The organism is Enhygromyxa salina (assembly GCF_002994615.1).
Taxonomy (GTDB): domain Bacteria; phylum Myxococcota_A; class Polyangia; order Nannocystales; family Nannocystaceae; genus Plesiocystis; species Plesiocystis salina_A.
Genome location: NZ_PVNK01000108.1, coordinates 53,866 through 67,266, shown reverse-complemented (window position 1 = coordinate 67,266; position 13,401 = coordinate 53,866). Strand labels below are relative to the sequence as shown.

Annotated in this window: 8 protein-coding genes; 6 read left to right on the top strand and 2 right to left on the bottom strand. The window is 70.0% G+C overall.

Going from position 1 to position 13,401, the window contains the following annotated elements; translation table 11 throughout:
• Positions 1-71: 71 nt before the first annotated feature.
• The gene (locus ENSA5_RS09645; RefSeq protein WP_106391337.1) at positions 72-1,961 is read right to left on the bottom strand and encodes a caspase family protein; all 1,890 of its coding nucleotides are present in this window, start codon (positions 1,959-1,961) and stop codon (positions 72-74) included.
• Positions 1,962-2,173: 212 nt separating this feature from the next.
• Here ENSA5_RS09645 and ENSA5_RS09640 point away from each other — a divergent pair, with 212 nt between their 5' ends.
• From ENSA5_RS09640 to ENSA5_RS09620, 5 genes are all read left to right on the top strand, one after another.
• On the top strand, positions 2,174-4,651 hold the full coding sequence (locus ENSA5_RS09640) for a protein kinase domain-containing protein (protein WP_181197572.1): 2,478 nt from the start codon (positions 2,174-2,176) through the stop codon (positions 4,649-4,651).
• A 77-nt stretch (positions 4,652-4,728) separates the two neighbouring features.
• On the top strand, positions 4,729-5,145 hold the full coding sequence (locus ENSA5_RS09635) for a hypothetical protein (RefSeq protein ID WP_106391335.1): 417 nt from the start codon (positions 4,729-4,731) through the stop codon (positions 5,143-5,145).
• A gap of 44 nt (positions 5,146-5,189) precedes the next feature.
• Positions 5,190-5,822, top strand: a complete 633-nt coding sequence (locus ENSA5_RS09630; protein WP_106391334.1) for an RNA polymerase sigma factor — start codon at positions 5,190-5,192, stop codon at positions 5,820-5,822.
• 120 nt (positions 5,823-5,942) lie between these two features.
• Complete coding sequence (locus tag ENSA5_RS09625; RefSeq protein WP_106391333.1) at positions 5,943-7,574, top strand: protein adenylyltransferase SelO; 1,632 nt, start codon at positions 5,943-5,945, stop codon at positions 7,572-7,574.
• Positions 7,575-8,394: 820 nt separating this feature from the next.
• Positions 8,395-9,666, top strand: a complete 1,272-nt coding sequence (locus ENSA5_RS09620) for a serine/threonine-protein kinase (protein ID WP_106391332.1) — start codon at positions 8,395-8,397, stop codon at positions 9,664-9,666.
• Here ENSA5_RS09620 and ENSA5_RS09615 read toward each other — a convergent pair.
• Positions 9,578-10,066 (bottom strand): hypothetical protein, encoded by a 489-nt coding sequence (locus ENSA5_RS09615; RefSeq protein ID WP_146155517.1) that lies wholly within the window; start codon positions 10,064-10,066, stop codon positions 9,578-9,580. The two genes, ENSA5_RS09620 and ENSA5_RS09615, sit on opposite strands and share 89 nt — an antisense overlap.
• A 98-nt stretch (positions 10,067-10,164) precedes the next feature.
• Between ENSA5_RS09615 and ENSA5_RS09610 the strand changes: the two genes are divergently transcribed.
• Positions 10,165-13,311 carry a hypothetical protein gene (locus tag ENSA5_RS09610; RefSeq protein WP_146155516.1) on the top strand — a complete coding sequence of 1,049 codons (3,147 nt, stop codon included), beginning with the start codon at positions 10,165-10,167 and terminating at the stop codon, positions 13,309-13,311.
• Positions 13,312-13,401: the final 90 nt, after the last annotated feature.

Here is a 13,401-nt window from a genome sequence, read left to right as displayed (position 1 = left end):
CACGACAACAATCACTCAATCCTGCGAAGAGCACTCCGATGAATCAGCCAATCCATTCATGCGCGCGGTCATTACCCGTAGTCGCTAGCAGCCCGAGGTCGTGGATCGAGCTCGTAGGGGATCGACGCCGCGAACCACTCTTGGGTCAGCTCGGGGCCCGTTCGCGGTCGCGGCTGGGCGAGGAAGCCACGGACTCGAGCCCGGCGCGGGCGTGGGGCATCGCGCGGGAGCGCGAGGTCGCAGGCGCGACCGCGAACGAGGTGGCCCAGCTGGATCGGCCGGCGGCTCGCAAGCACGATGATCGTTGCGACTCGGGCACGATCGGGCGCGACCCCTTCGGGCCAGCTGCGTTGGATGCCCTGGACCCGCCGATGCGAACGCTCGCCGATCGTCGCGCGCTCACCAGCGAGGAGCTCGCGCCCGTCCGGCTCGCTCGCGTCGAGCAGCGCGGGTCGACCCGCGACGTCAACCTCGACGGCGCTGATGAACCACCCGGAGCGCCCACCAACATGGGCGACACGAACAAAGAATCGGTCACCGTCGTGGAGGCGCGGGCAGCCTCCCGAAGGGCTCGAGGTCCGCGGCCGTAGCCGACCGCGAACAACCTGGTAGCGACCGAACTCCACCGACAAAGGTGGTGACGCCCGAGCTACATAGGAGCTCGACACGGACAACAAGACACGCGCCCGTGCCCAGTCTTCGAGGCGCGTGACGGCCGCAGACCGGCCGGACCGATCCGCGCAAAAGCGAGCGGGTGCATGGACCTCACCCGCGGCGTAGACGTCGATCCAATCGTCGCCAATACACAGCTTGGCGGCGGCCTCGCTGTCGACGGGGGTCGAAACCAGCCACGCGGAGCGGGCGAGAACATCTTCGCCCGAGGGCGGAGCTTCGACGAACACGGGCATGCGCTCACGCGCGCGGAGCAACATCGCGCTCGCCCCCGGCGGGGCCGAGTCGGCGCCGCGGACCGGCTCGAGCTCAGCCCGGTTGAGACCGACCGCCGCGACGCGAAATTGGCCGCGAAGCTGGGGCTGACCATCGCTTTGGAGCTGGAGGTCCGCGAGCGCCCACTCGTCTCCCACCTGCACCCCCTGCAACGCCCCCGCGCGAATCCACCCGCCCGACTGATTCTCCCGCGGCACGAAGCCCACGGTCCTCGGGAGCTCGACCTCGCGGCGCGAGAACAAGAGCCGCTGCCGCGGCCCGACCAGGCTCACCCATTGCTCCTCGCAGCCGAGCCGCCAGATCGCTCGCTCGCGCACGCGGTGAGCGAGCGCGTCCCAGGTCAGCCTCTCGAGCTGGAGCTCCGCCTCCCGAACTGTCTCGTCGAACATTCGCGTCAAGCGGCCGAGGTGCCCGTCCGGTTGAGGATCTGCGAAGGTCTTGCGCAGCGACGACGACGCGGCCAGCCGGACAATTCGGGGGTGGCTGGTCACGCTCAAGAGCGAGTCCACGTCTTGCAGCCCGAGCTGCGCGGCCACCTCGCGGACCCACTGTGGCGACTCATGGAGTTGCCACAGTGGACCTCGGATCGCCCGCGCCGAGTAACAAGAGTCGAGGATCGCAGTGACGTTGCCGCAGACCCGGTCGATCTGCGCGAGGTGAATCGACAATTCGACGTCGAGGATCCCCTCGAAACTCCAGCTTGGGCTCGGGCGAGCGGCGCAGACGTAGAACACCGGGCGACGACCCAGCGGCGGCGGCAGATCCATGATCTCGACGATGCCCCCGTGGCCGATGAAGTAGACCAAGCAGGTGTCCTTTGGCTGGACGGTCCGCGCGAGCTCGACGAGCGCGGCCAAGATCCCCGCGCGGTCTGCTGAGGGGCCGTCGACCCGTGTGGTGGTCCAGCCGCCGAGCTCCTCGAGCAGGTCCTCCATGACGACCAAGCTCGGCTCCGGCAAGAACGGGTGCTCGGGGTCCTTGTCCGCCACGCCGATCAGCAGTGCGCGCTTCATCCTGCCCACGGTGACCTGTCATGCCGCTGCGATCCCCCCTCGCAGCGACAATTCCCGTGAGCTTGTTCACTTGCGCATTTCGATCCCCCCCTGACTCGGCGCCACCGTTTTCGTGAATGTCGAAGCGAGTCCAGCGGCGGACGCCTCGGTCGAGGTCCCAAAGAACCCGCGGCGATCGTACAACGGATCCCGCGCAGACCGTGGACGACAGCATGATCGAACTCGCCGAGCAGACCATGCCCGAGCAGATCGCCGACCTCGATATCGAGGTTCAGGCGATGTACGACCGGGTCCGGACCCGCCTCGGTCTGCAACCTGAGCGGCGAGAGCAGATCGGACGCTACGAGCTCCGAGGTCCGAAGATCGGCTTCGGTGGGATGGGCTCGGTCTACCGGGCCTTCGACACACAGCTCCAGCGCGACGTCGCCATCAAGCTCGTGTCTCCGCGCTCGTTGACAAGGGTCGACAAGCTCCGCGCGCGTCTTCGTCGTGAGGCCATCGTCTTGGCCAAGCTCGATCATCCCAACATCGTCACGGTCTTCGATAGTGGCGTCGACAACGGACGAGTGTTTCTGGCCATGGAGCTCGTCGATGGCCAGACCCTGCGCGGGCGCCAGTCCCGGCCGGACTGCTCGATGCGCGACCGCTTGCGATTGTACATCGACGCCGGGCGGGGGCTCGCGGCCGCGCACAGACAGGGCATCGTTCATCGCGACTTCAAGCCCGACAACGTGTTCGTGGGCGAGGACGACCGCGCGCGCGTCGGCGACTTCGGCCTCGCCCATGTCCTCGGGGAGCACGACATCGAGCTCGCGGAGGGGTCCGCGAACGCACTCGGCAGCGCGGAGCGCATGACCCAGACCGGGGAATTCCTGGGCACTCTGGGCTACTCGGCGCCCGAGCAACTGCGCGGCGACCGACCAGACGCGCGCTCCGATCAGTACGCCTTTTGTGTCGCCTTGTGGGAGTCGCTGTGCGGCGAGAAGCCCTACTCGGGGACCACGCGCGACGAGCTGCTCGATGCGATTCAGGGGGCCGAGCCCCATCAGGCCGCTCGACTCCCGAGCCGACTCCGACACGCGCTCCGCGTGGGCTTGTCAGCGCAACCCCAAAGACGCCACCGTCACATGGAGGCGGTCGTCGAGCTGCTCGAGCGCGAGCTGAACCGGCCCGAGCGGATGCTTCGGCGGACCGGCTGGGTCGCGGCTGCGCTCATCAGCCTCGCGGGGCTCGCTTCACTGTGGTTCGCGTATCAGACGACGAGCCCCGACTGCCCCCTCGCGGACGAGCTCGCCGCCACAACCGCGACCGAGCAGTGGGCCGTCTTTCACGAGGCCCACCCCAGCTTGGCGGCTCGCTTCGCGGTCCACGTCGACAAGCTCGAGGCAGACGCGCGCGCCCTGTGCCTGGCCGAGGACCCCGCCCGCAGGCAGCAACTGCAGGCCCTCCTGCGCAGCTTGAACCGCCTGTCCGACTACGAGCCCTCGCGCTTCCCCGAGTTCGCGCGCGAGTTCGAAGCTGCGCTCGTCGCCGGGCCGACGCGCGCGCTGTCGCCAGAGGTCGAGGAGCTCGTGGCGAGCACCCTCGAGCCCCTCGACATCCAGGCAGCGCACGAGCAGGTCATCGCCGCGAGCGACGAGGCCCTCGCTGGAGTCGCCGAGACCCCCGTTGATCGCGCAGAGCTGCGGCTCCGACGCGGGCGGGCGTACTCCGTCTCGGCCGAGTACGACCTCGCCGTCGCTGACTTCAAGCAGGCGCGGCGGCTCGCGGAGATTTCCCACGACCAAGAGCGCCGGCTCCAGGCCAACATCGAGTCGGCGAAGACCCTCGTCATGAGGTCCGAGGAGCTCGAGCGAGGCGATGTCTGGATCGACAACGCCAGGGCGATCTTGGCGGGCTCCGACGAGTTGTTGCTCAGCCCGCGGCGCTCGGCCCTCGACGAGGTCGAGGCCTCATTCGCGCGGCGAGAGGGTGACCTGGAGTTGGCGCTCTCGCTGCAACGAAGGTCCGTACTTCGTGACATCCTCGGCGGCCGCACCTTTGACGTCGTACAGCGCGTCGTCAACCTCGGGAACATCTACGAGCAGCTCGGACGGCCTCGCGCCGCCGAGAACTGTCATCGCGCCGCGCTCACCCTGGAGCCGGAGGATCCCGAGGCGCTCGTGAACCTCGGGCGCTTGCTCGTCAACGAGACCGAGCTGCTCGCGGACCCCGATGAGGCGCGTCGACTGCTGACCAAGGTTCTCCAGTCCGACCGCCGAGACGCCCACATCGCGGCAGCGGTCAGCGCGCTGCAGCTCGAGTTTCAGCTCGACGAGTCCGTCGAGCTCGAGCGAGCGCGTCGCGCGGAGCTCGTCGAGCTCCTCGCGGTCGGCCACCCCGGGACCCCGACCCACGTCCGCGAGGGCTGGGTCCTCGTCGTCTACAGCTACGCGGCCACGGGTGACTTTGGTCCGGACTTCGACGCGGCCCTCGAGGTCTCGCTGCCCCTGCTCAGCGCCGAGCAACAAGCCGAGCTCGCCCTCAACTTGGCGACGCTCGCGAGTTCGACGCGGCCGGACATCGCCGCGCGCGCGCTCGCTGCGGCTCAAAGCCGCCTCCGCGACCAGGCGCCCTCGCCCGCGCGCGATCAGCTACTCAGCGATCTGCAGGACGCCGAGCTCGAGCTCGAGCCACCTGCGACCCCTTAGCTTGCGAACCCCACTCCCTCGAACCTCGAGAACTCTAACCACGCATCCCTTGGATGCGACGAAGCCCAAGGAGCACCATGACCGACCCCCTGTACGTGTCTGAACAAGACCCCGTCGTCCTCGACGGGACAATCGACGCAGCCAGCACCCTCCAGATGGTTCACAGCAGCGACAGCCTCGATGACTACGACCAGAAGCTTCATGCCGAACACCGCGACCTGAACTCCCCGAGCGGGATCATTCGCTGCAAACTGATGGACTTCAGCAGCGGCGGCGACAACTGGGAGATCACCGCGACGCACGACCCCGGCTCGGGCAGCGTGACCTGGTCGCGCGGAACCGACCACGCCTACTACGACTTCGGCCCGACGAGCACCGAGCTGCCAGTCGAGATCACGGCAACGAGCGACGCCTCGCCCCCGGCGACCAAGCGCAGGACGATCAAGGTCAAGACCTCGCCGCTCGACGCCCAGCCTGACCGACCCCGCCGCTGAGCTCGACGGCGGACCCGGGTCCATCACGTGGTACAACCCGCGAGATGGACCCGGACCTCGAGCTGCTCGAACAGTGGCGCAACGGTGACAGCGACGCGGGCGGACGGCTGCTCGCGCAGTACTTCAACAGCCTTCGCGTCTACTTCGTTCAGCGCGTCTCGGAGGCTGATCCCGAGGATCTCATTCAGGAAGTGTTCAGGCGGATGGTCGAGGCTCGCGACCGCTTCGAGGGTCGCTCGCGCCTGCGGACCTACCTGTTTCACATCGCGCAGAACGTCTACTACGAGACCGTCCGCAAGCTCCACCGACCAAACGGGAGCTTTGATCCCCTGACGGAATCGATCGCGAGCGTGAGCGGGCGGAGCCAGTCTTCGCTGCTCGCCGAGGACGAGCGCCAACAGCTGCTCCTCGCTGCCCTCCGGAGCCTCACCGCGACCGAGCAAGACATCATCGAGCTGCGCCACTTCCATGGGCTCAGCTCGGCCGAGCTCGCGGAGCACTTCGGGATCCCGCAAGGTACGGCGAAGTCGCGGCTCGCCGTGGCCCGTCGGCAGCTCGGCCGAGCCTTCCTCGAGGCCTTCAAGGCGGGTGGAGAGCTGAGCGACGAGTCGATCGCACGAGACCTCGATCAGGTCCGCGAGGTCGTCTGGCGAGGTCGAGCCGGGGCCCCTGCTTGAGTCACTCGCCCGGCGAGAAGACTCACGCATCGAGCTCGCTCGTCGGCGCTGCAGTCACGCGCCAGCTTCACTGGGGGGAAGAACGCATCCCCTGACGGCGGGTCTGCTACAGACCCCCCGATGACCCTCGCCGCGCTGCCCTTCGACAACTCCTTCGTCCGCGAGCTCCCCGGCGATCCCGAGCCCGAGAATTTTCGCCGCGCCGTCCACGGCGCCTGCTTCTCTCGGGTCGCGCCGACGCCAGTCCGCGCGCCCAAGCTGCTCGCCTGGGCCCGGGAGGTCGCGGCCCTCGTCGGCCTGCCCGCAGACCCCGGCCCCGACTCGGACGAGCTCGCCGAGGTCCTCGCGGGCAACCGCGTGGTCCCGGGCATGGATCCCTACGCGGCCTGCTACGGCGGCCACCAGTTCGGCAACTGGGCCGATCAGCTCGGCGACGGCCGGGCGATCACCCTCGGCGAGCTGCGCGGCGAGGGCGGCCTGCGCTGGGAGCTGCAGCTCAAGGGCGCGGGCCCGACCCCCTACTCGCGACGAGGCGACGGCCGGGCCGTCCTGCGCTCGTCGATCCGCGAGTTTTTGTGCAGCGAGGCCATGCACCACCTCGGCGTCCCGACCACGCGCGCGCTCTCGCTGGTCGAGACCGGCGACGCGGTCGTCCGCGACATGTTCTACGACGGCCACGCCAAGCCCGAGCCCGGCGCGATCGTGTGTCGGGTCGCGCCCTCGTTCCTGCGCTTCGGCAACTTCGAGCTGCTCACGGCCCGCGGCGAGCACGAGCTGCTCGCGCGCCTGGCCGACTACACAATCGCCACCCACTTCCCGGAGCTGGTGTCCGCGAGCGGCCAAGCCTCGGCCCAGACCTACGCCGCATGGTTCGCCGAGGTCTGCCGCCGGACGGCCGAGATGATCGCCCACTGGATGCGCGTCGGCTTCGTCCACGGGGTCATGAACACCGACAACATGTCGATCCTCGGGCTCACGATCGACTACGGGCCCTACGGGTGGATCGACGACTACGACCCCGACTGGACCCCAAACACGACCGACGCGATGCGCCGGCGCTACCGCTTCGGCAACCAGCCGCGGATCGCCGTGTGGAACCTGATCAAGCTAGCGACGGCGCTGCAGCCCCTCGTCGGCAGCGGCGAGCCCTTCGAAGACGGGATCCGTGCCTTCGCCGAGGCCCTCGATCACCACACCCGCTCGATGTTCGCGGCCAAGCTCGGGCTCGAGCCGATCTCGGCCGACGAAGATCCTGAAGATCCGAGCAGCGGCCTCGGTCTGGCCAGCGCCGCGCTGCGCGTGCTCGGCAGCACGCCGACGGACATGACGATCTTCTACCGCGCCCTCGCCGAGGTCCCGCTCGGCCGCGAGCAAGCCAGCGACGACGAGCTGCTCGCGCCGCTGTGGCCGGCCTACTACGAGGCCGAGCCCGGCGAGCTCCCGGCGACAGCGCGCTCACTCACGCTCGCGTGGCTGCGCCAGCTCGGCGAGCGCGTGCGCGGAGAGAACCTCGATCCCGATCGGCGACGTGCACGCATGTTCGCGGCCAACCCCAAGTTCGTGCTGCGCAACTACCTCGCGCAGCTGGCGATCGACAGGGCCGAGGCCGGCGACCCCTCGCTGGTCGGCGAGCTCCTCGACCTGATGCGCCGGCCCTACGACGAGCAGCCGCGACACGAGCAGTACGCAGGCAAGCGGCCCGACTGGGCCAAGAACCGCCCCGGCTGCTCGACGCTCTCGTGTAGTTCCTAGCAGCCCGGGGTGCTAGCAGCCCGGGGTGCTAGCAGCCCGGGGTGCAATGCCTCGCGCCGCCTCGCTTGGCCTTTTCGCCGAGGGCTTTGTCGCCAAAACTTGCAGTACGCCCGGTACAACGGCGTTTTGGCTTCGCGCCCTCGGCGAACATTCCGGCGCGAGGCGACACGATGCATTGCACCCCGGGCTGCTAGCACTCAGCTTCTTCGACTCAGCGCTTGATTTGGGAGAACCCCAGCGCGGCCCAGAGTACGTCACTCACCCGTTTGAGTTCACGCCGCCAGGCACATCTGGGCTCGCCGAGGCCCACGCCGAGCGGGCGGGCGGGTGCCTCGCCGCCAGGCACTTCTGGGGTCGCCGAGGCCCACGCCGAGCGGAGTCGGGACGATCGTCGCGGCCGAATCCTGGCCGGCCGAGTTTTCGCCCTGACCTGTCACCGAGACGCAAGTGAGCGGATCTGAGGAAATCTGCCCCGTAGCGGCAATGTGCCCGTTTCCGCTGTTCCCCATTCACGACAGTCGCAGGAAACTACGCTGATTTACGTGCCAAAGGACATGTCCGATGGTACAGGAACTGTCCATCAGCACGTTGGCCACTTTGGTCGCCAAAGCCTCGCTTGGGCGCAAATATTTTGGACTCTACCCCGGCGCCGCAGACACCGAGAAGCGAGGCCCCAGACGCTGCAGCAGACCCGAGGCTGGGCGTTGGAACACCGATTTGAACCAATGGTCACACCATGAGTTCGATTACAAACAGACCGGCTGTTATTGATCTCCCGACCAGTTCCGCCAGCGTCGATATCGACTAAGGTCCTTGCAAATTGTCACCCCTTGACCACTCGCACGCGCTGAGCCTCATCCCGGCGGCGTCGCTCAACACCTGGTACGACCCGCAGCTCGAGTCGTTCAGCGGGTTGTCTGCGGCGCCCGCGATGAAGCTCGCCGATCGCGTGGCCCGCGGCCACGAGCCGGTCCTTGGCGAGCTCCTTGGTGACTATGAGCTCGAGCGGCTCGTCGGCGCCGGGTCCATGGGTCAGGTGTTCGCGGCCCGCTCGCGCGCGACCGGTGAGCGGGTGGCCCTCAAGGTCCTCCGCCCCGACCACGGCCGGGCGCTGCTGCGCCTCGAGCAAGAGTTTCGCGCGCTCGAGAGCGTCGAGCACCCAAACTTCGTCAAGCCGCGCGAGCTGGTCATGCCCGCCGAGGGCGAGGCCTTCTTCACGATGGAGCTGATCGACGGCGTGCCCTTCGTCGAGTACGTGCGCCAGCAGACTCGCGCCGGTCAGCTGCCCAACCAGCTCCGCCTCCGCCGGGCGCTGCGCCAGCTGCTCGCGGCGCTCGAGCACCTCCACCAGCGCGGCTACGTTCACCGAGATCTCAAGCCCTCGAACGTGCTCGTGACCCCAAGCGGGCGCGTCGTCGTCCTCGACCTCGGCCTGGTCTGCGACGCGGACGCGGGCGACCCGATCGAGCGCGGGCTCGTCGGAACGCCGGCCTACATGGCCCCAGAGCAAGCTCGCCAGGGTCAGACGGGCCCCGCCGCCGATCTCTACGCCGTCGGCGTGATGCTCTACGAGTGCCTGTGCGGCGCGTGGCCATTCATGGGCGCGGCTCAGGACATCCTCGCGGCCAAGGTCGAGGACCACGCGCCCGATCCAGCCCTCCGCACATCACAGGCCGACGCCGACCTCCTCGAGCTGTGTCGGACCATGCTCGCTGGTGATCCCGAGCAGCGCGGGACCGCGAGCCAAGCCCTCGCGCGGCTCGCCTCCCCCGCCAGGCTCGCGCCGGTGCGGTCCTTCCTTCGTGGTCGAGCTCGCGCCGACGGCCGAGCAGGCCTCTCTCCATGGACCTCATGGACCTACCCATGGGGAGCGAGGAGCCGAGCCCTCGCGGCTCTCTCCTGGCCTGCGCTCTCCTGGCCTGCGTGCATGCGCGCACGGGCGCGGCGCCAGAGCGGCGACCCGCGCCGCGCGCCCCCGACGGGCGACAAAGGCAGCGGCGGGGCTACTTGGGTCGAGCGCGATGGACCGCGGCCGTCCAGGTCTGACCGTCGTGCTTGGCCACGACGCCATACTCGCGCTGGTCGACGTTGATCGAGAAGCTCTCGGACTCGTCCCACTCCCAGCAGGTCCGAACCACGGCGGCCGTGGCCGCCGCCGGCGCGACGAGCTCTGCGTCACCCGCGACGATCACCACGCGGCCCTCTTGCTGCTCGACGACCAGGGCGACCGGGCGCTCGGCGTCGTGCTCGGCCAGCATGGAGAAGATCCGGTCTTGCGCCGCCAGCGAGGCCGCGGCGAAGGTCGGCAGGACCAGGAACAATTTCATGTCGCCGGCCGTGGCCTGCGCGACCTGAAACACCGGGCCCGAGTTGCCTTCGTTGGCGTCGCGCAAGACCTCGGTCTTGTTGCCAAAGTCGTAGATCCACAGCGCCCCCGAAGCCGGCACGATGAACAAGGCCTCGTCCTCGAGCCGCACGTCTAGCTCCGGCACAGCCTCCATTGTGCCGCGTCGCCCGCGACGAGGGAAGCGGCGGGTCAGGGCGGATGAAATCGCGCTTTTTTGTCCGGACACGTCGTATGTTCGGCCCGGTGTCCGTCGCGATGATCGCCGCGCTGCTGGCCCTCGCGCTGAGCCTGCTCGCGCGTCGCCGACGACGACGGGCGCGGCTGGGCCTCGATGACTGGGTGCTCACCCTCGCCCTCCATGCTGGCCTCGTCGGGGTCGCCGCGACGATCCTCGCCTGGGCTGGCGAGCTCGAGGCCCCCAAGCTCGCCCTCGCCCTCGCCCTCCTGGCCCTGGCCTGCTGGCCCTGGGCGGTCGAGCGCGAGCGAGCGCCCCCGGTCGAGCGCCCGGCTCCCCTGCTCCACACGCTGATCCTGCTCGCGGTCGTGGCCGCGGGGATCGGGCTGCGCCAGCCGACGATCCCCGCGGCGCTCGCCGGTCGCGATCAGGGCACTTACGTGCTTCGAGCACAGATGAGCCTGCGAACCGGCGCGCTCGGGTGGCGAGACTCGCAGCTCGCGACCGCCGGGCGCGAGCTCGCGGCCGATCCCTCGACCGCTGGCGCCCTCGACATCCTCGGGCTCTATCCGATCAGCGACGCGCCATGGCGAGCCGATCGCTACGACGGCGCCTACCGACCCGGGACCTACCTCGGCGATCGCGAGGCCGGCGAGGTCATCCCGCAGTTCTTTCATGTCCACCCGATGCTGCTGGCCGCCACGGGCGCGGCGTTTGGGGTCGAACGAATGGGGCTCGCGGTCGCGTGGACCAGCGGGCTGTGGCTGCTGTGCCTGGCCTCCTGCGCGCGGCGGCTGTGGCCGCGGGGACCCTGGGCTGCGCTGGCGGTCGCGCTGGTCGCCGGCTCACCGCTGGCGATCTGGACCGGGCGCACGCCCTTGAGCGAGAACCCGATGGCGCTGTTCGAGTGGGCGGCCGTGCTCGCCGCGCTGCGGATGCGCGACGGGGTCGAGCGCGAGCGCTCGGGTGCGTGGACCGCCGCGGCGGCGCTGGGGCTGTGTGCGGGCGTGCGAGGCAACGCGCTGCTGGTGTTGCCGGTCGTGCTCGCGCTGTTGTGGCTGCGCCCGCGCAGGGCTGAAAAGGCCGCCAGCTTCCGGGCTGCCTACCTGGTCCTCGGCGCCTTGGTCGCGAGCGTGATCGTCCACGCCCTGACCAGCTATCCCTACATTCATGACGAGATCCTGCGCCGCATTCCGGGCGTCGGCCTCGGCCCGGTCTCGCTCGTGACGATCGCCGCGCTCGCGGCCGTCGGCTGGTTCGTCGTCGACCGCGAGCTCGGGCCCTGCGACGCGACCAAGAGCGCCGTGATCGCGCTGATGCCTCGGCTGCTCGGGCTCGCGTGTCTCGGGGCCGTGGTCTTGTGGTGGTCGCTCCGCAGCGCGGCCCCGCCGGGTCGACCCTACAGCCGCCTCGACGCCGCGCCGATCTTGCTCGGGCTCCCGCTGCTCGCGTGGGCGGGCGTCGGGACGATCCTCGTGGCTCGGCGCTGGCGACCGCGGCCGGAGCAGGTCTGGCTGGTCGCGCTCGCGGCGATCGTCCCGGCCACGGCGCTGCTCTACGCCCCGCGCCAGCTCCCGACCCTGGCCTTCTTCTACTACGGTCGCTACCTCGTGCCCGAGCTGCTGCCCGCGGCCGCGCTCGCAGCCACGGCGGCGATCGAGGCCGGCGTTCGCTGGCTCGCGGGGCCCCGCGCGGCGCTCGACGGATCCACGCTCCGCCGACGCATCGCCGGAGGCCTGGGCATCGTCGCGGCGCTCGGGCTGCTGTGGTCGGTCGTCGGTCCGGGCCTTCGCTACCCACAGCTGCGCCTGCGCGAGCACGCGGCCGCGGGCGAGGCGGTCGACTGGCTGGCCGCGCGCCTGCCCGAGGGCGCGGTCGTGATCGCGGGCGGCGAGGGCTGGCACAACGGCCACACCCACAACCAAGTCGGCGGCGCGCTGGCCATGGCCCACGGCGTCGAGGTTCTGCCCTATCGCACGCGCGAGGACGCGTGGATCAGCGCGTGGGAGCTGCTCGTCGCCGGACCCGGGCGCCGCGGCGAAGCTCCGCCGCCTGTGTTCTTGCTGGTCAACGAGGCCGCGCACCAGCACACGCGCGAAGACGGCACCCGCGTCGCCTTGCTCGACGAGCAGCTGTGGGCGCCCTTCGTCGTCGAGCGCGCGGCCACGCTCGAGCTCTTCGTCCACGCGCTGACGCCGGTCCCCGATCAGCTCCCGACCCGCGTCGCCCGTCACGAGCTGCGCATGGCCCTGCTCGAGCTCCGGGTCGATCCCCGCGCCTACGCCCGGATCGAGCGCTTCGAGCTCGACTCGGCGACGGGCGTGACGATCCGCGGCGGCCTCCACGACGACGGCCGGACCTGCGTCTCACCGGATCGCCCGCTCGAGCTCGTGGTCCCGCGCTCGGCATGGTCGACGCACGTGGTCGTGGTCGCGGGCGGGGCCAACCCCCGCATGGCCCGGCGGATCCCGAGCTGGTCACTGACGATCGACGGCGTCCCGACCCCGGTCGAGCCACCGCCCGGCCTGCGCCCACACCCCCGCGCGACCCTCGGCCCGGCCCCGATCCCCCTGCCGCGACGAGCCGACGAGCCCGTCGGCGAGACCCTCACGATCGAGCTGCTCGGCGCCGCCTTACCCGACGACGCCCTCGGCCCCCGCGACTGCCCCTACGGTCGCGTCGACCACCTCTACCTGTTGCCGCGTGAACGCAGCGGCGTGTTCGAGCTCGACCCCACCCAGGTCGAGCTCATGACCATCGCCCCGGCAAAGAAGCTCGGTCACCCGATCGAGCCCACGACCTGGGTCGCCGGCCGCAGCCTCTCGCGCTACCGCCCCGGCACCAGCCCCCCGCCCGAGCTCGCCGGCCTCGCCCTGGTCCTGCCCGCCGGGATGTCCCTGACCTTCGCCCCGATCGACCTCCCCCTTGGCGAGCTCGGCCGCCCCCGCCCCCTCGATGTCCTCGTGACCCTGGCCGGGACCTGGACCCACGCCGACTCCGAGCTCCACATCTACGCCGACAAGCACCGCATCGGCACCCTCCACCCTCCACCCATGCGCAAGGGCAGCTGGATCGGCGCCCCGATCACCTGGCGCCCTCGCCAAGATCGCGCCCAACTGCGCGTCGAGCTCGTCAGCCCCACAGGCGGCGCCATCGAGCTCCGCGACATCGCCCTCTTCGCCCGCCACCAGGGCCTCGGCCCCGCGGAGCTGTGAAGGCCCTCCCTCGAGGTTGGGCCCTCGAGGTTGGGCCCTCGAGGTTGGGAGAGACAGGGGCCGATCGACGAGCGGCCGGCCGCGAGGAGC